19 protein-coding genes, 1 tRNA gene and 1 pseudogene are annotated in these 21,842 nt (G+C 63.4%); 4 read left to right on the top strand and 17 right to left on the bottom strand.

The features are described 5' to 3' along the window. The 10 genes and pseudogenes from CKO35_RS08875 to queA all read right to left on the bottom strand — a co-directional run. On the bottom strand, positions 1–295 hold a 295-nt coding region (locus CKO35_RS08875), incomplete at its 3' end, for a helix-turn-helix domain-containing protein (protein ID WP_200174874.1). A gap of 72 nt (positions 296–367) precedes the next feature. Continuing rightward, positions 368–907, bottom strand: coding sequence for a DUF6988 family protein (locus CKO35_RS08880; protein WP_200174880.1), 540 nt, complete (start codon positions 905–907; stop codon positions 368–370). 154 nt (positions 908–1,061) lie between these two features. Beyond that, positions 1,062–1,241 (bottom strand): hypothetical protein, encoded by a 180-nt coding sequence (locus CKO35_RS08885; RefSeq protein ID WP_200174882.1) that lies wholly within the window; start codon positions 1,239–1,241, stop codon positions 1,062–1,064. Between the two features lie 530 nt (positions 1,242–1,771). Then, the gene (locus CKO35_RS08890; RefSeq protein ID WP_200174884.1) at positions 1,772–2,017 is read right to left on the bottom strand and encodes a DUF2442 domain-containing protein; all 246 of its coding nucleotides are present in this window, start codon (positions 2,015–2,017) and stop codon (positions 1,772–1,774) included. Between the two features lie 309 nt (positions 2,018–2,326). Beyond that, positions 2,327–2,524, bottom strand: a pseudogene (locus CKO35_RS08900) (Txe/YoeB family addiction module toxin); the annotation flags it as partial. A 67-nt stretch (positions 2,525–2,591) separates the two neighbouring features. Continuing rightward, positions 2,592–3,530, bottom strand: coding sequence for a protein translocase subunit SecF (gene secF / locus CKO35_RS08905; RefSeq protein WP_200174888.1), 939 nt, complete (start codon positions 3,528–3,530; stop codon positions 2,592–2,594). 13 nt (positions 3,531–3,543) lie between these two features. Further along, positions 3,544–5,406: a protein translocase subunit SecD gene (gene secD, locus CKO35_RS08910; RefSeq protein ID WP_200174890.1), complete on the bottom strand. Its 1,863-nt coding sequence runs from the start codon at positions 5,404–5,406 to the stop codon at positions 3,544–3,546. A gap of 37 nt (positions 5,407–5,443) precedes the next feature. After that, positions 5,444–5,773, bottom strand: coding sequence for a preprotein translocase subunit YajC (gene yajC / locus CKO35_RS08915; protein WP_200174892.1), 330 nt, complete (start codon positions 5,771–5,773; stop codon positions 5,444–5,446). A 61-nt stretch (positions 5,774–5,834) separates the two neighbouring features. Further along, complete coding sequence (gene tgt, locus CKO35_RS08920; protein ID WP_200174898.1) at positions 5,835–6,950, bottom strand: tRNA guanosine(34) transglycosylase Tgt; 1,116 nt, start codon at positions 6,948–6,950, stop codon at positions 5,835–5,837. 3 nt (positions 6,951–6,953) lie between these two features. Beyond that, complete coding sequence (gene queA, locus CKO35_RS08925) at positions 6,954–7,997, bottom strand: tRNA preQ1(34) S-adenosylmethionine ribosyltransferase-isomerase QueA (protein ID WP_200174900.1); 1,044 nt, start codon at positions 7,995–7,997, stop codon at positions 6,954–6,956. A gap of 125 nt (positions 7,998–8,122) precedes the next feature. Between queA and CKO35_RS08930 the strand changes: the two genes are divergently transcribed. The 3 genes from CKO35_RS08930 (at position 8,123) to CKO35_RS08940 (ending at position 10,591) form a co-directional block, all read left to right on the top strand. Continuing rightward, positions 8,123–8,209 (top strand) — tRNA-Leu (locus CKO35_RS08930). Between the two features lie 150 nt (positions 8,210–8,359). Next, positions 8,360–10,216: a DEAD/DEAH box helicase gene (locus tag CKO35_RS08935; protein ID WP_200174904.1), complete on the top strand. Its 1,857-nt coding sequence runs from the start codon at positions 8,360–8,362 to the stop codon at positions 10,214–10,216. 183 nt (positions 10,217–10,399) lie between these two features. Further along, entirely contained in the window at positions 10,400–10,591 is a 192-nt protein-coding gene (locus tag CKO35_RS08940) for a PA3496 family putative envelope integrity protein (protein WP_200174905.1), read from the top strand. 69 nt (positions 10,592–10,660) lie between these two features. Here CKO35_RS08940 and CKO35_RS08945 read toward each other — a convergent pair whose 3' ends face one another. Genes CKO35_RS08945 through smc form a run of 5 tightly spaced genes read right to left on the bottom strand, consistent with a single transcriptional unit; the run spans position 10,661 to position 18,884 of the window. Continuing rightward, a complete protein-coding gene (locus CKO35_RS08945) occupies positions 10,661–11,515 on the bottom strand; it encodes an OmpA family protein (RefSeq protein WP_200174906.1) in 855 nt (284 codons plus the stop codon). After that, positions 11,472–12,296 carry a motility protein A gene (locus CKO35_RS08950; RefSeq protein ID WP_200174913.1) on the bottom strand — a complete coding sequence of 275 codons (825 nt, stop codon included), beginning with the start codon at positions 12,294–12,296 and terminating at the stop codon, positions 11,472–11,474. The genes CKO35_RS08945 and CKO35_RS08950 overlap by 44 nt, the downstream gene beginning before the upstream one ends. Before the next feature lie 43 nt (positions 12,297–12,339). Continuing rightward, on the bottom strand, positions 12,340–14,376 hold the full coding sequence (ligA, locus tag CKO35_RS08955; RefSeq protein ID WP_200174924.1) for an NAD-dependent DNA ligase LigA: 2,037 nt from the start codon (positions 14,374–14,376) through the stop codon (positions 12,340–12,342). Positions 14,377–14,391: 15 nt separating this feature from the next. Beyond that, positions 14,392–15,348, bottom strand: coding sequence for a cell division protein ZipA (zipA, locus tag CKO35_RS08960; protein ID WP_200174926.1), 957 nt, complete (start codon positions 15,346–15,348; stop codon positions 14,392–14,394). A 26-nt stretch (positions 15,349–15,374) separates the two neighbouring features. Then, positions 15,375–18,884, bottom strand: a complete 3,510-nt coding sequence (gene smc, locus CKO35_RS08965) for a chromosome segregation protein SMC (RefSeq protein ID WP_200174934.1) — start codon at positions 18,882–18,884, stop codon at positions 15,375–15,377. A gap of 104 nt (positions 18,885–18,988) precedes the next feature. Here smc and queF point away from each other — a divergent pair, with 104 nt between their 5' ends. After that, complete coding sequence (gene queF / locus CKO35_RS08970) at positions 18,989–19,378, top strand: preQ(1) synthase (RefSeq protein ID WP_200174936.1); 390 nt, start codon at positions 18,989–18,991, stop codon at positions 19,376–19,378. 257 nt (positions 19,379–19,635) lie between these two features. On the opposite strand, the gene CKO35_RS08975 is transcribed toward queF, so the two are convergent. Next, a complete protein-coding gene (locus tag CKO35_RS08975) occupies positions 19,636–19,923 on the bottom strand; it encodes a sll1863 family stress response protein (protein WP_200174938.1) in 288 nt (95 codons plus the stop codon). 90 nt (positions 19,924–20,013) lie between these two features. After that, positions 20,014–21,801, bottom strand: coding sequence for an ABC transporter transmembrane domain-containing protein (locus CKO35_RS08980; protein WP_200174939.1), 1,788 nt, complete (start codon positions 21,799–21,801; stop codon positions 20,014–20,016). Between the last annotated feature and the right edge of the window lie 41 nt (positions 21,802–21,842).

The raw sequence follows: 21,842 nt of genomic DNA on the forward strand, positions 1-21,842 counted from the left end.
AGGGCATTTCCAGTTGATCAGGCGTGTGCTGCCTTAGCAGTTCTTGCAGATCGGCTTCTTCATCCGGTGCCAGCTGTCTACCAGAACCCAGACGGCGACCTCGTTGTTGGCGAAGCAACGACTCCACACCTCCTGCGCGATACTTTGCCAACCAGCGGCCTACCGTCTGATAATGAACGCCCAGCTGTTCTGCAATCTCGCGCTGACTCAAGCCGCTCTCGGAAAGACGAACCGCCGTCTTGCGCTTCTCTTCCTGCGCCGCAGGGTGTAGGGTTCTGGCATCATCTTTTTTCATGCATCAAATCATAGCACAATGTGGATCTATTTGATTGCCGGGTTAATAATGGGCGTCGCGTGCCTGCATTTGTTATGAGATTGGCGATTTTGTCTCGGGTAGACAGTCCGCGAATTCTCTTTGAATTTTTGGGATTTTGCCACGCTGCTCACCACCCCCATGCAGAATAACCAACAACATGCCTACCATTACGGATACACCGTTGGATATTCTGACCATCTGCTCTACCAAAGGAAGTGGGTAGCCTTTGCTGTGGCGATGAATTGCATGAATGCCACCGTGTACAAAAGAACTAAGTGGCTTCCAAGAATACTCCCTGAACTCCAATAGCATGTTTACCGGTTCCTGTGGGGCTTTACCCTGCAATTTCTCGAGCATTTCGCTGAGCATTGGAAGCTTATTCGCTCTATCAGCCGCTTCCTGTGTCAATTCACTGGTTAATTTTGACACTGCGGCGTCAGACGCGGCATAAAGTAGCCACATGGCCCTGACCAGAGCTTCATACTGAAGACGGACAAGTCCTGTAGCAGACGTTAGATTGCCACCAGAAATCAGCATCTTTGCACTCTCGGCATGCTCGAAAGCAACACTACACATTACCCTGCTGGCCATGATTCTCTCCGAATCATCGAACGGAGTTAGCGACAAAAACTCCAAAAGCTTGCTTTCGAGTTCCGCTGATCGCGATAAAAGACTGTTTATCAATGGCTTCCCTTCTCATATTAACCCGGCAATCAAATTAATTACTTTACTTCGTTTTTAATCTTCAAAAAATCATCAACTTACAACGGGCGATACAGATATGAATGATTGCAAGGTTAATAAAATATAAGCGTTTATCCGCTGTGCGCAGCATGGCGGATAAACGCCTGTTTGACCAAGCCATGTACCGCACATCTTTATAATGGGAATTGTTGTATTTTTGGCGGCGGGCCAGGCGGGCCATGAGCGGCCCTTTGGCAGGTGTGGATTACCTGTGCGGGTTCCTTCAGCCACTGTGGAGCCATGCTGGGGGGTCCTTGGCAAGTGTGTTTTGAATAAACATAGCCTGATTGTTGGCCCGGTTTCAATGTTTTGCCCGCACTCAGGCCCGGCCTTTCCGGAGGCCGTTGTCAGCCTGCTCCGTCACCCGCTATTTTTCAATCACTTAACATCGTCGTGCCTTGAGCGTGAGACATGGGACAGGACGCGATATTTCGGCAATGACATGCAAACGACCTTTCCGGCATCGGGGACAAGAATACTCGGACGCTTCCTTGGGCGGCGCGGCGGTGGCTGCCGGTGGACGCGCCATCGACAATGCCCTCCTGACCTGATCAAGCTTTTGACGGCGGCACCGATTGGCCAAAAAGCCGGCCGCGAAACCGTCTTGACAGGGCCTTGACGGGAAACAGGTAATTGCCTGGCAGAATTGCCATAGTAAAAAACGCTGTGCTCACCGGCTTGTCCGGTGCAGCGTTTGGTTAGCTGCCGCCGTCAATGCGCTCCAGCCAATAAACCTGCAACACTCAGGTCTTCATCAATATCTGGCCAATGGATTCCTTCTCCATCTCCTAGAAGCTCCCAGTTTTTCAACTGTTCTTCCGAAGCACTGGATAAGCGAGGAAACCAAACCAGTGGCACAGTGATTGTGCGGCCATCCACAAGCTCGACGACAAGTGCCACATCGGTGCATCTAACATTATGAGCTTGAGGGTGAAGCTCAACTGCCAAAGTACCCATTCCAGACCTCCAAAATAGTATCTCTGTTTTCAATAACCAATTGCTCGAGTTTCCTCAATTCCTTGGGTGAAAATCGGGTTGAGCCTGCAAGGGCAACTGGCTGTGCGGGTTCCTTCAGCCACTGTGGAGCCATGCAGGGGGGGGCCTTGGCAAGTGTCTTCTGAATGAACATAGCCTGATTGTTGGCCCTGTTTCAATGCTTTGCCCGCACTCAGACCCGGCCTTTCCGGAGGCCGTTGTCAGCGTGGTCCGTCACCCGCTATTTTTCAATCACTCAACATCGTCGTGCCTTGAGCGACTGATTATGCATTATTCGTAGTGGCTCCAGAGGCGGAGGACCTTTACCGCTTTCTCGTCTTCGAGCACTTGGTACGCCAGGCGATGCTGGATATTGAGGAGGCGTGAATAGGCACCAGCAAGGTCACCAATGAGCTTCGCAAACGGAGGCGGCTTGCGGAAGGGATCTTCTGCCATCAGTTCCAACAACGCCCGGGCCTTTGGCTTCACGGCAATGGTTCCGTGGGGATATGCCGGCTTTCAGAGGCATCCCCCACGGCAAACCCCGGCTATCGGCTCACGGCCGTTCGTCCAGTTCCGCCCCTTCCTTCTTCACCGGCAGCATGACGCTGCGATCCACGCCCATCACCAGGGCAACGGCCGCCGCCACATAAATGGATGAGTAGGTGCCCACCACGATGCCGATGATCAGGGCCAGGGCAAAGTTCTGGATCACGGCGCCGCCCAGCAGGTACAGCGCCAGCAACACCAGCAGGGTGGTCACGCCGGTGATGATGGTACGGGCCAGGGTCTCGTTCACGGAGAGGTTCATCACCTGCTCCGCCCCCTGCTTGCGCAGCTTGCGGAAGTTCTCGCGGATGCGGTCATAAACCACGATGGTGTCGTTGAGGGAATAACCGATCACCGCCAGCACCGCCGCCAGCACCGAGAGATCGAATTCCAGCCAGAACAGGGAGAAAATCCCCAGGGTGATGATGACGTCGTGGACCAGGGCGGCTACCGCCCCCACCGAGAAACGCCATTCAAAGCGCAGGGCCACATAGATGAGAATCCCGATGAGGGCGTAGATCATCGCCAGACCGCCCTGCTCCCGCAGTTCCTCTCCCACCTGGGGTCCGACGAACTCCACCCGGCGCAGTTCCACGCCCGCGGGACCGCCGCTGCGCAGCACGTCAAGCACTTCCTCGGACAGTTCCGCGGTGTTCTCGCCCTCGCGGGGCGCGAGCCGGATCAGAACGTCACGGGAGGTGCCGAAGTACTGCACCGTGGCCCGGCCGAAACCGCCCGCCTCCAGTTGATTGCGGACTTCCTCCAGTTCCACCCCTTCCGGATAGCCCACCTCGATGAGGGTACCGCCGGTGAAGTCGATGCCGAAGTTCAGGCCGCGGAATCCCAGCAGCAGCAGGGAAGCGACGATGAGCACCAGCGAGACCCCCAGGGCGATACGGCGCTGCCCCAGAAAATCGATATTGGCCTTGGCAAAGTTGAGCTTCATGGTCGTCCCCGGGTCAGATGGCCAGCGTCTTGAGGCGACGCTGACGTCCGTAGGTCAGGTTGATGATGGCCCGTGTCACCACGATGGCCGTGAACATGGACACCAGGATGCCGATGGAGAGGGTGACCGCGAAGCCCTTGATGGGACCGGTACCGAACATGAACAGCACCAGGGCCGCGATCAGGGTGGTGATGTTGGCATCGGCAATGGTGGAGAAGGCCCGGTCATAACCGGACTTGATCGCCGCCTGGGGTGAATTGCCGTTGCGCAACTCCTCCCGGATGCGTTCGAAGATGAGCACGTTGGCGTCCACCGCCATGCCCACCGTGAGCACGATGCCGGCAATCCCCGGCAAGGTGAGGGTGGCCTGGAGCATGGACAGGATGGCCACGATCAGGACCAGATTCAGGGTCAGGGCCGCATTGGCCACCAGGCCGAACACCCGGTAGTACAGGGCCATGAAGATCAGCACCAGGACAAAGCCGATGGCCACCGAGGCAAAACCCCGCTCGATGTTGTCGCGTCCCAGGCTCGGGCCGACGGTGCGTTCCTCGACGATGCTCATGGGCGCGGCCAGGGCACCGGCACGTAGCAACAGGGCCAGGTTGCGGGCCTCGCGGGTGCTTTCAAGCCCGGTGATCTGGAAACGGCGGCCCAGCTGTTCCTGGATGCGGGCCACGTTGATGACCTCTTCCGTGCGGGTGGTGCGCCGGATCAGTTCACCGTCCTCTTCCACCGTCTCGGTGCTGGTCTCAATGAAGACCACGCCCATCAGACGGCCCACGTTCTCGCCGGTGACGCGGCTGAAGATGCGGGCCCCCTGGGCGTCCAGGTTGATGAACACCGCCGGGCTGCCGCTGTCCTGGGCGATACCGGAGGAGGCGTCATTGATAAAGTCGCCGGTGAGCATCACCTGGCGCTGCAACAGCACCGGGGTGCCGTCACGTTCGAAGTAGAGTCGGGAATTGGCCGGGGAGCGTCCGGTTTCAGCCGCGGTGAAGGGGTCGTTGCTTTCGTCCACCAGACGGAATTCCAGGGTGGCGGTGGCCCCCAGGATTTCCTTGGCCCGGGCGGTGTCCTGAACGCCGGGCAACTGGACCACGATGCGGTCCTCGCCCTGCTGCTGGATCACCGGTTCCGCCACGCCCAGTTCATCCACCCGGTTGCGCAGGGTGGTGATGTTCTGTTGCAGCGCCAGACGACGCTGGGCCGACAGATAGTCGGAGGTCACCGTGCCGCTGAGACGGAACACTTCGCCGGACTGGGTGGTACGGAAATCCAGGTCCCCCCGGTATTCCCGACGCAGCACCCGCAGGGCCTCGTCACGGCTGCCGGCATCGGCAAAACGCGCATGCACGCCGTCGGCGTCACGCTCCACGCTCAGATAACGAATGCTTGCATCCCGCAACTGGGTACGGAATTCACTGGTATAGCGCTCATAGATGTTGTCGGCCACGGCATCCATGTCCACTTCCATCAGGAAATGGACTCCACCCCGCAGGTCCAGGCCCAGGGACATGGGACGGGCATTGATGGCACGCAGCCAGCCGGGGGTGGCGGGGGCAAGGTTCAGCCCCACCACATGGTTCCCCGGCAGGGCCGTGCGCAGGATGTCCGCCGCCAGCAACTGGTCATCGGCGCTGTTGAAGCGCAGCATGAACTGGGCCCCGTCGAACTCCGCGGACTTCACCTCCACGCCCCGTCCTTCCAGTACGGCCTGGATCTGCAGGCGGGTGTCTGCATCCACCACGTCCGTGGCGGAGTTGGCCACCTGCACCACCGGATCCTCCGGATACAGGTTGGGGAGCGAGTAGATCACGCCCACCAGCATGACGACCACGATCAGGAGATACTTCCAGTAGGGGTATTGGTTCATGACGGGACCAGATGTGGACTAAAAGTGAAAGGCCGGATCAGATGTCCTTGATCGAACCCTTGGGCATTACGGTGGCCACGGCCTGGCGCTGGACGTTGACCACGACGCCTTCGGAGACTTCCACCTTGATGAAGTTTTCGGTCACCTGGGTGATCTTGCCCACCAGGCCGCCGTTGGTGACGATCTCGTCGCCCTTGTTCAGGCCGTCCACCATGGACTTGTGTTCCTTGGCGCGCTTGCTCTGGGGGCGGATGATGAGGAAGTACATGATCGCAAAGAAGATCACGATCATGATCAGGAATTCGATGAAACCACCGCCGGCGGGCTGCCCGGTCTGGGCGTAGGCATCGGAAATGAAGAAGTTCATGGCCGGGACTCCTTGAATTGAATGGATAATCAGTACGGTTCAGGATTCTTGAAGGGCGCCATTATGTCACAGACCGTGGGGTTTGCGCGCGCCGCTCATGGAAGGCACGGGCCCACGTCTCCAGGGTGCCGGCGGCGATGGCCTGGCGCATCTCCCGCATCAGGGTCTGGTAGTAGTGCAGGTTGTGGAGGGTAGCCAGACGACTGGCCAGGATCTCGTTGCACTTGTCCAGATGCTTCAGATAGGCCCGGGAATAGTGGCGACAGGTATAGCAGTCGCATTCCGGATCGATGGGCAGGGTATCATCCCGGAACCGGGCATTGCGAATCCGCATCACCCCGTCATGGGTATAGAGAAAACCATTGCGGGCATTGCGGGTGGGGATGACGCAGTCGAACATGTCCACCCCCCGGCGCACCGCCTCGACGATATCTTCCGGCTTGCCCACCCCCATCAGATAGCGGGGCCGATCCACCGGCATCAGCGGGGTGAGCCCGTCCAGCACCCGGTTGCGCTCCGCCTCCGGCTCACCCACCGACAGCCCGCCAATGGCGTAGCCGTCAAAGCCGATCTGCATCAATCCCTCCAGGGATCGGTGCCGCAGGTGGGCATACATGCCACCCTGGACGATGCCGAACAGGGCCGATGGATTGTCGCCGTGGGCCGTCCGGGAACGGGCCGCCCAGCGCAGGGACAGCTCCATGGAGTGACGGGCCTGATCCTCGGTGGCGGGATAGGGCGTGCACTCGTCGAAGATCATGACGATGTCCGAACCCAGCGCCCGCTGGACTTCCATGGAGCGCTCGGGGGTGAGCAGGATCTTCGAGCCGTCCACAGGCGAGGCAAAACGCACCCCCTCCTCCGTGATCTTGCGCAGCTGGGCCAGGGAAAATACCTGGAAGCCACCGGAATCCGTCAGGATCGGTCGCTCCCAGTGCATGAAATCATGCAGATCCCCATGGGCCCGGATCACTTCGGTGCCGGGCCGGAGCATGAGATGGAAGGTGTTGCCCAGGACGATCTGGGCACCCAGACCCTCCAGCTCCTCCGGGGTCATGGCCTTGACCGTGCCGTAGGTGCCCACGGGCATGAAGGCCGGTGTATCCACCACGCCACGGTCGAAGATCAGGCGCCCGCGGCGCGCGGCCCCGTCCCGGGCCATCAATTCAAACTGCATGTATCAGAGTTCCGTTGGTTCAAGGGGCCGGCGGGTCATGAACATGGCATCGCCGTAACTGAAAAACCGGTAACGCTCGCGCACCGCGTGCCGGTAGGCCGCAAGCACCTGATCCCGGCCGGCAAAGGCACTCACCAGCATCAGCAGGGTGGATTCGGGCAGATGGAAATTGGTCACCAGGGCGTCCACCACCCGATAATCGTAACCGGGCACGATGAACAAACGGGTATCACCCTCGAACGGCGCCAGCGCGCCGCCCCGGGCGGCGCTTTCCAGGCTGCGCACACTGGTGGTGCCCACCGCCACCACCCTGCCGCCCCGGGCCTTGCAGGCCGCCACCTGGTCACAGGTCCGTGCCGATACCTGTACCCATTCGGCGTGCATCACATGTTCCCGGATGTCCTGCACCCGTACCGGCTGGAAGGTGCCCGCCCCCACGTGCAGGGTCACGGAAGCGGTTTCGACCCCTCGGGCGCGAATCCGTTCCAGCAGGGCTTCATCGAAATGCAGACCGGCCGTGGGCGCGGCCACGGCCCCGGGGGCGCGGGCAAACACGGTCTGGTAGCGCCGGCGGTCGTCCCGGGTATCGGGACGATCAATATAAGGTGGCAAGGGCATGTGACCATGCCGCTCCAGCACCTCCAGCACCGGATCGGTGAAGCGTAGCCGGAACAGGTCACCCTCCCGGCCCAGCACCTGGGCCTCGGCCGCCTCTTCCAGCCACAGCCAGACCCCGGCACCGGGGGATTTGCTGGCGCGCAGATGGGCCAGCACCTGATGCCGGTCCTCCAGGCGTTCCACCAGCACTTCCACCCGACCGCCGGAGTCCCGCTTGCGGCCATGCAGGCGCGCGGGGATGACGCGGGTGTCATTGAACACCAGCAGGTCGCCCGGCTGCAGCAGGTCCGGCAGATCCCGGACCTGCCGGTCGACCAGCGCGCCGGAGGCGCCATCCAGATGCAGCAACCGGGAAGCGCTGCGCTCGGGCAATGGTGCCTGGGCGATCAGCTCGGGGGGGAGATCAAAGGTAAAGTCACTGACTTGCATGGCGCGCGATGGTAGCAGGAACCGTGGAGAGGGGCCATCGACACAACCGGGGATACCGGCAGTCCATGCCAAAATATGCTTGGCACAAGCCATGCAAGGCCGCTATAATCCGCAATCCCCACCTTGCCGGGATGGCGGAACTGGTAGACGCGCCGGACTCAAAATCCGGTTCTGGAAACAGAGTGCGAGTTCGATTCTCGCTCCCGGCACCATGAAAAACCCAAAAGGTCTGCGTGGCTGCACGGTGCCTTGAACAGGACACCCATGCCACCTCCGGCCTTTCAAGCGGCCACCGCCACGAGGAGCGCGGATGTCCGCTTCATCACGACATCCATCCCCATCCGCTTTTCGCAGGTACACTCTTGAACCAAGTACAGACCAATACGGCCGATTTCCGCGCCCTGGGCCTCATTGAGCCCGTCCTGACCGCCCTGAACGAGGCCGGTTACGAAGTCCCCACCCCCATTCAGGCCCAGAGCATTCCGCCGTTGCTCGCCGGGCAGGACCTGCTGGGTCAGGCCCAGACCGGTACCGGCAAGACCGCGGCATTTGCCCTGCCCCTGCTCTCGCGCCTGGACCTGAGCCGCAAGGACACGCAGATCCTGGTGCTGGCCCCCACCCGCGAGCTGGCCATCCAGGTGGCAGAAGCCTTCCAGACCTATGCCCGGCATCTGCCCGACTTCCACGTCATGCCCATCTATGGCGGCCAGTCCTACACTGTGCAGCTGCGCCAGTTGCGCCGGGGCGCCCAGGTGGTGGTGGGCACCCCCGGCCGGGTCATGGACCACATGCGCCGGGGCACCCTGAACCTGGAGGGCCTGACCGCCCTGGTGCTGGACGAAGCCGACGAGATGCTGCGCATGGGCTTCATCGACGATGTGGAATGGGTGCTGGAACAGACCCCCCAGAGCTGCCAGCTGGCCCTGTTCTCCGCCACCATGCCCGATGTGATCCGCCGCGTGGCGCGCAAGCACCTGAAATCGCCCCATGAAGTGCGCATCGCCGCCACCACCACCACCGCCAATACCATTCGCCAGCGCTACTGGCGGGTCAGCGGTCTGCACAAGCTGGATGCCCTCACCCGCCTGCTGGAGCATGAGGACTTCGAGGCCATGATGGTATTCGTGCGGACCAAGACCGAGACGGTGGAGATCGCTGAAAAGCTCACCGCCCGTGGTTACGCCGCCGAGGCCCTGAACGGTGACATCCCCCAGAAGCTGCGGGAGCGTACCGTGGACCGGCTCAAGCGGGCCCAGCTGGATATCGTGGTGGCCACCGACGTGGCCGCCCGCGGCCTGGATGTGGAACGCATCAGCCATGTGGTCAATTACGACATCCCCCACGATACCGAGTCCTATGTCCACCGCATCGGCCGAACCGGCCGCGCCGGTCGCAAGGGCGAGGCCATCCTGTTCGTGGCTCCCCGGGAGCAGCGCATGCTGCAGGCCATCGAACGGGCCACCCGCCAGCCCATCGAACCCATGCACATGCCCTCCGCCCGGGATGTGAACGAGCGCCGTATCGAGCGTTTCAAGCAGACCATCACCGACACCCTGGTGGGCGAGGATCTGTCCTTCTTCCAGAATCTGGTGGCGGAATACGTCCAGGAACATGACGCCGACCCCCAGGAAGTGGCCTCCGCCCTGGCCCACATGGCCCAGGGGGACTCCCCCCTCCTGCTGGATGAACGCTCAAACCCCGCCCCCCGCGCCATGGAGCAGGAGCGGGAGCGTGGCCCCATGACGCGGGAACGCGCCCCCCGGGAACGGGATGCCGGCCCGCGTCGCGCCCCCAGGGGCGCCGGACGCGGCGGGGAAGATACCGGCATGCAGAGCTACCGGGTCAACGTGGGCCATGTCCATGGCCTCAAGCCCGGCAACCTGGTGGGTGCCATCGCCAACGAGGCGGGACTGGACAACCAGCACATCGGCCGCATCAACATCGGCCCGGAGTCTTCCACCGTGGACCTGCCGGCCGACCTGCCCCGGGAGGTGCTGCAACACCTGAAGCAGGTCTGGGTGTGCGGACAGCGCCTGAACCTGGCACCGGCCGACGGCCACGAAGAGACCGGTGGTTTTGGCGGCGGTTTCCGTGACCGTCGCGGTCCCGGTGGTCCCGGCGGCAAGCCGCCCCGCGGCGCAGGCCCGAGAAAGCCGGGGGGCAAACCGGGCAAGCCCGGTATGGACCGGCCTGGAAAACCACGCCGTCGCGGCATGTAAGGACCGTGTCCGGCCCTCGCCGGACCGACCAAAGCCCGGTTCCGCCTGATCAGCGGGCCGGGCTTTTTTATTGCCCTGCCCCATCTATTGCCTCAGATCCCCTGATAAAAAAAATCTTGTTGCAGTTTTCTGCACAAGGTTTATAAGGCGTCGTAAATCACAACAATGTGGAGACACGACAGCATGGCAAGGGCCCCCGATTCCCTTCTGGCGGATGATGAAGACGACAGCGTTGACTGGAAGGAATCCGATAGCTCCGCGCGTCTTTCGGCGCGCCGTTCCCTGGAACTGCTCCTGGAGCGCAAGGCCCTGAAGCGTCAGCTGGAGGATGCCTTCGACGAAAACGATCCGGGTCTGAACGACCTGGACTGGTGATCGCGGTTCACGACAGGGCGCCTGGAGGGCGCTCCGGATCCGGCTGATCCGGCCGCCTCACCACGCCGGTCATTGCGGATCGGGAAGCCCGTCAGGCGCCATTTGCAGGACCAGGGACACGCGGCGGTTCTGCGCCCTGCCCTGGGGGGTGTCGTTGTCCGCCACCGGCTGCGTGTCGGCAAACCCCGCCGCCTGCAGGCGCTCGGGCGCCACCCCCTCACTGATCAGGTGGCGCACCACCACCGTGGCCCGGGCCACGGATAGCTCCCAGTTGGAGGGGAAACGCTCGGTGGCGATGGGTACATTGTCCGTATGTCCCTCCACGCTCACCCGCGCCACCTCGGGCCCGAAGATGGGGGCCAGACGACTGAGCAGCGCCACCCCCTCCCCCAGCAATTCCGCCCGGCCACTGGCAAACAGGATGCCTTCACGCATTCTCAGTTCCACCTGTCCCGGCGTGGTCAGCACATCCACGTCCTCCAGACCACCGCTCTCGGCCAGGGATTCGGTCAGATCCTGGGCCAGACGCTCCGCCTTGCCGGGGGAAGGGGCTGGAGGGATGGCCTCCACAATGGGGGGCACGATGGTTTCCTGACGGGGATATCCCAGTTCCACCGCCAGGGAATCCACCAGCTTGAGATGGCTTTCCGCATCCACGGTGGTATAGGCCAGGAGGATCACGAACAGCACCAGGACCAGGGTCAGCAGATCCACATAGATCAGCAGCCATGACTGATCATCATCCCGGGCAGAGGATGGTTCCGTGTCGGCATCCTGTGACCAGGGTGGGGGAAAGTGCGGGGCCGCCTCCAGTTCATCCTGAAGCAACTGCCTCTGCAGGTCCTGACCCTCGCTGCCGTCCTTATTATCCGTAACCGCATCAGCGGGGGCGGGCTGTGCCGGCCTTTGGAGAGGCTGGGTCACGACGTTCCTCCTTCATCCTCAGATCGTCCTGATGATGGGCCATGAAGGACTTGAGTGTTTCCCGGATATAGGCCGGTGAACGCCCCTTGCGCATCAGCGTGACCCCTTCCAGCACCATGTTCATCAGGATCATGCGCTCTTCCGTGCGCCGCTCCAGCTTGATGGCAATGGGCTTGAAGACCAGGTTGGCCAGGATCAGTCCGTAGAAGGTGGTGATGAGGGCCACCCCCAGGTTCACCGCGATCACCGCAAAGTCATTGGTGTCAGTGGCCAGCAACATGTTGATCAGGCCAATCAGGGTGCCCAGCATGCCGAAGGCGGGGGCATACATGGCCATGGTGCGGAAGATCTGGGCCTCGGCATGCTCCCGCCTGCGCAGCTGGCTCATGCGCCATTGCAGCAGGTCGTTGATGTCCTCCATGGGGGTGCCGTCGATGACCAGCTGCACTCCGGTACGCAGGAACGGGTTGCGAATCCCGTCGAGCCGGCTGTCCACCGCCGCCAGCTTGCCGCTGAACCAGAGCCTGGACACCTCGACGATCTCTTCCATGTCCTCCCGGAAGAAATAGCGCTCATTGCGCAGCACCAGCAGAAACACCCGGAATACCCGCACCACTTCATGGAGGGGATAGCTGAGCAGGGTGGCGGCGATGGTGCCACCCACCACGATGCCCAGACCGGGCAGATTGAGGAATACGCCCAGGTCCTGGGAGGTAAAGGCGATCACGCTGGCCAGCAGCACCACACCGCCGACCATGCCCAGCAAGGTGGAAGGGTTCATGGTGCCCAGTGTAATGCGAGGGGCCGGTGAAAGACCAGAAGCATCATGAGGCACGCTCCAGCAGCGCCACGAGTCCGGCCTCGTCCAGGACTTCAACCCCGAGTTCCCGCGCCTTTTCCAGCTTGGAGCCGGCGGCCTCGCCCGCAATCACGGCGGTGGTCTTGCGGGAGACACTGCCGGACACCCTGGCGCCCAGCGCCCGCAGGCGATCGGCCGCCTCCTCCCGGGTAAAGGCGCTCAGGGTGCCGGTCAGTACATAGGTGTGGCCCACCAGGGGCTGGTGGTCGGCATTGCGGGGGGTGTGTTCCTCCCAGCGTACTCCGGCCTCCCGCAATTGCCGGATCACTTCCCGGTTATGGGGCTGACGGAAGAAAGTGGCCACATGGGCCGCCACCTTGGGACCCACGTCCGGCACCACCATCAGGGCCGCCTCGTCCGCCTGCATCAGGGCATCCAGACCGCCGAAGTGGGCGGCCAGGGCCCGTGCCGTGGCTTCGCCGACCTCGCGGATACCCAGGGCGAAGATGAAGCGATCCAGACTGGTGTGCCGGCTGCGTTCCAGGGCCTGGACGAGATTGGCCGCGGACTTCTCCCCCATGCGTTCCAGGGCTGCCAGGGCGGGTGCCTGCAGGCGGTAAAGATCATCCACATGCTCCACCAGTTCCCGTTCCACCAGCTGCTCGATGAGCCTGTCACCCAGCCCCTCGATGTCCATGGCCCTGCGGGAAGCAAAATGGCGGATGGCTTCCCGTCGCTGGGCGGCGCAGTACAGCCCCCCGGAGCAGCGGGACACCGCCTCTCCCTCGGGACGCTCGATGGCCGAGCCGCAGACCGGGCATTGCTCGGGCATGACGATGGGGCAGGCATCCGCCGGCCGGTCCGCCGCCACCACGGCCACCACCTCGGGGATCACGTCACCGGCCCGGCGGACGATGACCCGGTCACCGATGTGTACATCCTTGCGCCGGATCTCGTCCATGTTGTGCAGGGTGGCATTGCTGACGGTGACGCCGCCCACGAACACCGGCTCCAGACGGGCCACCGGCGTGATGGCGCCGGTGCGCCCTACCTGGAATTCCACTTCCCGCAGCCAGGTCATCTGTTCCTGGGCGGGATACTTGTGGGCAATGGCCCAGCGCGGAGCGCGGGAGACAAACCCCAGGGCCCGCTGCAGGTAAAACCGGTTCACCTTGTACACCACGCCGTCGATCTCGTAGGGGAGATTGTCCCGCAACCCGCCGATGCGCCGGTAATAGGCCAGACAGCCCTCCCCGCCCGTGACCACATCCCGCTCGGGACAGACCCGCAACCCCCAGTCCGCCAGGCGATCCAGGGTGGCCCCGTGGTTGTCAGGCATCTCACCGCCCTCCACATGCCCGGCGCCGTAGGCAAAGAAACTCAGGGGACGCCGGGCGGTGATCTCGGGGTCCAGCTGGCGCAGGCTGCCGGCGGCGGCATTGCGGGGGTTGACGAAGACCTTTTCCCCCCGCTCCCGGGCCAGGGCGTTGAGGGCCTCGAAGCGGGCCTTTTCCATGTAGACCTCCCCGCGGACTTCCAGAAGCCGGGGATGACCGCCGCCCCGCAGGCGCAGGGGAATGGCGCGCAGGGTGCGGATATTGGAGGTGACATCCTCGCCGGTGGTGCCGTCGCCCCGGGTCGCGCCCCGCACCAGCAGGCCATCCTCATAGATCAGGCTGACCGCCAGACCGTCCAGTTTGGGTTCGACGGCATATTCCACCGGGGCCTCCCCTTCCAGTTCCAGCCGTTCCCGCACGCGGCGATCAAAGGCCAGCACATCGGCCTCCTCGAAGGCATTGTCCAGGGACAGCATGGGCAGCAGATGGACCGCTTCGGGAAAGGCCTCCAGGCGGCTCCCGCCCACCCGCTGGGTGGGCGAGTCGGGCGTGACAAGCGCCGGATACTCGGCCTCCAGGGCGCGCAGTTCCTGCATCAGCGCATCATAGGCCGCATCCGGGATCTCGGGAGCATCCAGGACGTAATAGTGGTGATCATGATGGGCAATCAGGGCACGCAGGCCCTGCGCCCTGTCGCGGACGGTATCGGGAATGGAAGCAGACATGGGCAGGAAAGTCCGTTATCGCCCCGCCGATCCCAGGCCCGCGCGCAGCTGCCAGCGGCGGATATCCTCGCGGATATGCTCGCTGCCCTGGCGGGTCAGGGCACTGCGGGAGGCGTCCAGCACCTGCCCCTTGAGACGCTCCGCCAGACCTTCGGCACAGTGGTACATGGCATCGAAGCTCTCCACCCCATCGCAGGGTCCCGGCAGCTGCAGGAACAGGGTCACCCCCGGAGTGGTGAATTCATCCATGAACTGGGGATCGAACGTGCCCGGATTGAGCATGTTGGCCAGACTGAAGACCGGCAACTGGCGCCGGCCGGCCGTCACCAGATAGTGATAGATGTTCATGTCGCCGAACTCCATCCCCTCCGCGGTCAGGGCGGTGGCCAGGTCCACGCCGAGGAAACGGTCGTCCTCGCCGGCCACCACGTGCAGCACCACCAGCTTTTCCTGCGGCACATCCGGTGTCCCGGGACGCTCGACCGGCTCCGGTGAAGCCGGCGCCGGAGGCTCCATTGCCTCGATGGATTCCGCGGGTTCGACCGAAACGGTCGCCGGCCCTGCCTTCGTGCGCTCCCTGGCCGGTGGATGGGCGTCCGTCACCCCGCCCAGCCCGGGGATCTTCGGCAGCCGCCCCAGCAGACCGGCGCCGGAGGTCTTGCCGGTGGACAGGGCCGTCTTTTCCTCCCGGGCCTGCATGGAGGGCGCGGCCTTCTTCACGGTCATGGCCACGGGCCGGTCACGGACCTCTTCCACCACCAGATCCCTCAGCTCTTCCAGTTCATCTCCACCGCGGGGCGGGTCCTGGAAGCCATCATCGGCGCGGATGTGCACATGCTCCAGCTCATCCGGCTCCAGCTTTTCCCGGGGCGGCTCCCGCCGTCGCCTGGGCGCCCGCATGCGGCCGGCCAGATAGATGCCGACAAGAATCATGATTCCCAGTATCAACAGAATCCAGCGCAACGTATCCATCTCCCGGGTCCTTCTTTGGTTGTGTCTCAGGCAGTGGCCATCTGGGCGGCTTCTTCCACGTCCACGGTCACCAGACGGGAGACCCCCGGTTCCCGCATGGTCACGCCCACCAGTTGATCGGCCAGCTCCATGGTTGTCTTGTTGTGGGTGATGAAGATGAACTGTACCCGTTCCGACATCTCCCGCACCAATGCACAGAAGCGCCCCACGTTGGCTTCATCCAGGGGGGCGTCCACCTCGTCCAGCATACAGAACGGCGCCGGGTTCAGCTCGAAGATGGCAAACACCAGGGCCACGGCCGTGAGCGCCTTTTCGCCACCGGACATGAGGTGAATGGTGGACAGACGCTTGCCCGGCGGACGGGCCATCACCGCGATCCCGGTGGACAGCAGATCATCCCCGGTCATCTCCAGGTGGGCCTGCCCGCCGCCGAACAGCCGGGGGAACATCTCCCCCAGCCGTCCGTTCACCCGTTCAAAGGTATCGCGAAAACGGCTCCGGGTCTCCCGGTCGATGCGCTGAATGGCATTTTCCAGGGTCTCCAGGGCCTGCGTCAGGTCATTGAACTGGGCATCCAGATAGGTCTTTCGCTCGATCTGGGTCTTGTATTCATCAATGGCCGCCAGATTGATGGGCCCCAGACGCGCAATGCGCTGCCCCAGCTCATCCACCTGACGCTGACGGTCCGCCACCGTGGCCTCCGGGTCCAGTTCCGGGAGCAGCGCGGCCAGGGTGAAGCCGGTCTCCTGCAACTGTTCCAGGACCGTCTGTCTGCGCACCTTAATCTCCTGCCAAGCCATGCGCAATTCATCAAGACGGCCGCGCAGGGCTTCCGTCTCCCGCTCGGCCTCCAGGCGATGCCGGTCCTTGTCCCGCATCTCTGCCTCCAGGGACTGGACCCCGGCACGGGCCTCGCCCAGGGCGTGTTCCACGTCCATGCGGTCTTCCACCAGGGTGGCCAGGGTGTCTTCCAGCTCGCCGATGGGGGCCTCGGCATCGTCCAGGGCGGTCTGCAGGTCTTCCAGACGGGCCTGCAGCTGGCCGGACTGTCCCTGCAGGCGCTCCAGGGCCTGACGGGTGGCATCCCGGGCGGCCCGCAGGGTCTGCAGCTTCAGGGCCATGCGATGCACCGCCTCCCGGCGGGCCTGGGCCTCGGTCCTGATCATGTCCAGGTCACGGCGCAGGCCATCCCGGTCCCGTTCCAGGGACTCCCGTTCCCGGGCCAGTACCTCCATCTGCGTGACGGCCTCGTTGCGGCGACGGGTGGCCTGCTGCAGGGCTTCCTGCTCCTGCAGGCGCTGGGCACGCACCTCGGTGATCTCGCCTTCCACCCGCTGCATGCGGGTCTCCACCTGTTCCAGGCGGGTGCGGCGGTTGCTGAGCTGGGCATCCAGCTCACTGGCGGTCCGGTGGGCCTGGTTCAGTTCCACCTGGGCCTGGTCACGCCCGGCCTCCAGCTCGCGCAGGCCTTCACGCCCCTCTTCCAGATCCTGCTGGCGGGTCTCCAGTGTCTCCTGCAGGGCCTGCATCTCTTCCTTAAGTTGCCGCAGTTCCCGGTCCCTGCCGATCAGGCCCGCATGTTCGTCCCGGTCCCGGGCCACTCTGAGCCAGCGCCGCCCCATCCAGATCCCCTCCGGGGTGATCACGGATTCCCCGGGACCCAAGCGAGGGCGCAGGGCCAGGGCGGTCGCAAGGTCCGTGGCGACATGCACATCCGCCAGCAGGTCGAGCAGCGGGACGGGGCCGCGCACCCGGTCCGCCAGCCGGTCCGGGGTCGGGGCATCGCCGGCGCCGGTGATATCGCCGGTTTCCCAGGCCAGCAGATCCCCCTGTTCCAGGGAGCCGCAGACCTGGGCCACCGGATCCAGGGCCGGCACGCAGATCGCCTCCAGGAACTGGCCCAGCACCGTCTCCACGGCCTTTTCCCAGCCGGGCGTCACGTCCAGCCCTTCTCCCAGACGGGGGGCATCCGCCAGTCCCTGCCTCTTGAGCCAGCCCATCACCGAGGCGGTCTGCTTGCCCAGGGCCGCCTGCTGCAGGGCCTCCAGGGAGGCCAGACGACCGCCCAGGGACTGGATGCGGCGGCGCAGTTCATCCACCTGGCCCTGATGCAGACGGGTCTGTTCCCGGTTGTCATGAATCCGGTCGCGAGCCGACTGCAGGGCCTCGTCCAGGGTTTCCACCCGGGCATGGGCCAGCACGGACTGGTCCTCCAGTGTCCGGATCTCGGCACGCAGGGCATCCGTGGACAGGGTTTCCCGCTCCTGGGTGAGACGGGACAGACGCTCATCCAGGGCGTGGATCTGGCGTTCCAGTTGTTCCATGCGGGTCCGCTCCACCTGGGCCGCCTGGCTGGGCTCGGCCGCCCGCCGGTTGAAGGCTTCCCAGCGGCCCTGCCAGGCCACCATGGCCTGCTCCGCCTGCAACAGCCGTTCACCGATCTCTTCCAGGGCCTCGCTGCCCACGGCATGCTCCGGCTCCAGGGATTCCAGTTCGGTCAGCACCTCCACCAGGCGGGCTTCGTCATCCTGGATGTGGCTCCGGGTCTGGGCCAGGCCGTCCCGCACCTGCTCAAGCTCCCGGGACTGCCGTTCCCGCAGTTCCCGGTGATGCTGGATGGACTGTTCGGTGCGGGAGATTTCGCTGCCCAGGCGGTAGTAGCGTCCCTGGACTTCATTGAAGGTCTCGTTGGCATCCACCAGGGCCTCCCGGTCCTGCTCCAGCCCGGCTTCCAGCTGCCGCTGCCGGGCCACCGTGGCCTCCAGGCGGGTTTCCTGCGCCCGCAGTTCCTGCTCCCGGTGCCCGGACTCCGTCTCCAGATCCCTGAAGCGCAGGGCCATCAGCTCCGCCTTGAGACGGCGTTCTTCATCCCGCCAGGCCTTGTAGCGCTCAGCCACGTCCGCCTGGCGCTGCAGGTGGCGCAGCTGCTTGTCCACCTCGTCGCGCAGATCCTGCAGGCGTTCGAGGTTCTCGCGGGTATGGCGGATGCGGGTTTCGGTTTCCCGTCGCCGTTCCTTGTACTTCGAGATGCCCGCGGCCTCTTCCAGGTAGACCCGCAACTCTTCCGGCCGGGCCTCGATGATGCGGGAGATCATCCCCTGCTCGATGATGGCGTAACTGCGGGGCCCCAGTCCGGTGCCCAGGAAAATGTCGGTGATGTCCCGCCGCCGGCAGCGGGTGCCGTTGAGAAAATACTGGGACTGGCCGTCCCGGGAGACGCGGCGTCTGATGGAGATCTCGGCGTACTGGGCGTACTGCCCCCCCAGCACCCCCTGACTGTTGTCGAATACCAGTTCGATGGAGGCCTGACCGACGGGTTGACGGGTGGAGGAGCCATTGAAAATGACGTCTTCCATGGAGTCGCCGCGCAGATAGCGGGCGGAGGACTCCCCCATCACCCAGCGCACGGCATCGATGGTATTGGACTTGCCGCAGCCATTCGGTCCCACGACGCCCACCCGGTTGCTGGGCAGCAGGATGGTGGTGGGATCGACGAAGGATTTGAAGCCGGCCAGTTTGATCTTGCTCAGTCGCATCGAGAGGCGATTATTCCCAGTACGGTAGACGGGTTCCGGCACATTGGTGCAAGGGCGTAGAATATCAGGCTGTACCAACCACTGATGATCGGATATCGAACAGCATGTCGAGCCAGCCCAGCAAGACCCTGGAAACCTTTGAAAATCCACAAAAGGATCGGGATTATACCATTCGCATCCGGGTGCCGGAGTTCACCTGCCTCTGCCCCAAGACCGGCCAGCCGGACTTTGCCGAACTGCGACTTGAATATGTGCCTGACGAACGGTGCGTGGAACTCAAGTCTCTGAAGATGTATGTGTGGTCATTCAGGGATGAAGGTGCCTTTCACGAGGCGGTGACCAACCTCATCCTCGGCGATCTGGTGGCGGCCACGGCGCCCCGCTTCATGCGTCTGACGGCGGAATTCAACGTACGTGGTGGTGTGTATACCACCGTGACGGCCGAGCACCGTGCCCCCGACTGGCAGCCGCCGCTGGAAGTGAAGCTGCCCTGACCGCCGGATGCCCCGGCTGACCCGAGTCTGTCATTCCCGCATCAGCGGGAATCCAGTGCCTGTAGAACCCCCTGGACTCCCGCTTTCGCGGGAGTGACGGCAGGGTGAGGGGCGAAAGAGAGTGGGTGTGACGACAGAGAGGGACGGGCGTGAGGACAGAAGGGTGGGAATGACGACAGAGGCATGGGAGTGCCTGCGAGAAGCTTCGTCGGAACTTCACTGCCGTCGGAACTTACCCTATCGGATCGGAGCGTCCCCTACCGGAAACGATTCACGGCGTCCTTGAAGGCCTTCGACATGCTTTCCCAGGCCGACTCCATGCCTTCACGCATGTGTTCCCAGGCATCCTCGCTGGCATCCTGCAGCTCGTGCATTCTCTCGCGGGCCTTGTCCCGCTGCTCCCGCATGGCCGCGAGCTGTTCCTCGTACTGGATCTTCATGTCCGCCTGGGCAGCCTGGGCCTTGGCTTCCAGCTTGTGGATCTCCGCATTCCATTCATCCAGTCTGGCCTTGAGCTTTTCGATGTGAGCTTCGCGTTGACTCATGGTCACCTCCTTATTCACTGGGATCGACGGCACAGGCGTTGCCTGACCGTTCCATGAGTCTAGACCATCGACAGGGTACCCGGTTCGGACCTATTTCACGGATTGCCGCAACTGGCTCTGCCAGAGTCCGGCATAGACCCCCTGCCGGGCCAGGAGGACATCATGGGTGCCCTGCTCCACCACCTGCCCCTGGTCCAGCACGATGATGTGATCCGCATCCTGAATGGTAGAGAGCCGATGGGCAATGGCCAGGGTGGTACGCTCCCGGGCAATCTCCTTCAATGCACCCATAATGGCCTGCTCCGAATGGGAGTCCAGGGATGAGGTGGCCTCGTCAAGGATCAGAATGGGCGGGTCCTTGAGGATCACCCGGGCAATGGCGATGCGCTGTTTCTCGCCGCCGGAGAGTTTGAGTCCCCGCTCCCCCACCACGGTGTCGTACCCCTGGGGCAGACGGGCAATGAAGTCTTCCAGGTGGGCCAGATGGGCGGCCCGCCGCACGGCGGCCTCCGTGGCACCGGGACACCCGTAGGCAATGTTGTAACGGATGCTGTCGTTGAACAGCACCGTATCCTGGGGCACCACGCCGATGGCCGCCCGCAGGCTGTCCTGGGTCACGTCCCGGATATCCTGCCCATGGATGCAGATACTGCCCCGGTCCACGTCGTAGAACCGGAACAGCAGACGGGCCAGGGTGGACTTGCCGGCACCGCTGGCGCCGACGATGGCCACCTTGTGCCCGGCGGGTACATGAAAGCTCACCCGGTCCAGAATCCGCCGATCCGGGCCGTAGCCGAAACAGACGTCCGTGAACCGGATCTCTCCGCCATCGGCCACCAGCGCGCCCGCCCCGGGGCGATCCACCACCCTGGGCGACTGATCCATGAGGCCGAACAGGCGCTCGATGTTGATCAGGGATTCGCGGATCTCCCGGTACACAAAGCCCAGGAAGTTCAGCGGGATGAACAGCTGGATCATGTAGGCGTTGACCATCACCAGATCCCCCACCGTCATCTCTCCGGCAGCCACCCGGGAGGACGCCATGATCATCATGACCGTGATGCCACCGGCAATGATCAGGGCCTGGCCGGAGTTGAGCGCCGCCAGGGACAGGCGATTCTTCATCCGCGCCGATTCCCAGGATTCCAGATCCGCGTCATAGCGCCGGGCCTCGAAGGCCTCGTTGCCGAAGTATTTCACCGTTTCATAGTTGAGCAGACTGTCCACGGCACGGGTGTTGGAGCGGTTGTCCATCTGGTTGGCCTCGCGCACGAAGCGGTTGCGCCACTCGGTCACGAAGATGGAAAAGATCACGTAGATGCCCACCGACAACACCATGGTCACGGCAAAACCCGGACTCAGGATGAGCATCAGGATCACCGCCACCATGGCGATCTCCAGCAGGGTGGGGATGATGTTGAAGACGGTGAAGCGCAGCAGGAAGCTGATACCGGTGGTGCCCCGTTCGATGTCCCGGGTCAGGCCGCCGGTGCGCCGGGACAGGTGAAACCCCAGGTCCATCCGGTGCAGATGCTCGAACACCCGCAGGGAAACCCGCCGCATGGCCCGCTCCGCCACCCGGGCGAAGACGGCATCCCGCAGCTCGCCGAAGAACACCGAGCCGAACCGCAACAGACCATAGGCCAGCAATAACCCCAGGGGAATGGCCACCAGGGCCGCTTCCGCCGAGGGATCGAAGTGGTCCACGATGTACTTGAGGGCCACCGGCACTGCCACGTTGGCCAGCTTGGCCAGGGTAAGAAAGAGCACGGCCAAGGCCACCCGCCCCCGGAACTCCATCAGATAGGGCAGCAGGCTGGCAAGGATGCGCCAGTTGATGGGCTGGTCGGAATAGGCGTAATCGGAGCGGTGTCTCACATCATTTCCGGCAATGGACGGAATCGTCCGTTATACCCAAT

Source organism: Ectothiorhodospira shaposhnikovii, assembly GCF_016584105.1.
Lineage (GTDB): Bacteria > Pseudomonadota > Gammaproteobacteria > Ectothiorhodospirales > Ectothiorhodospiraceae > Ectothiorhodospira > Ectothiorhodospira shaposhnikovii.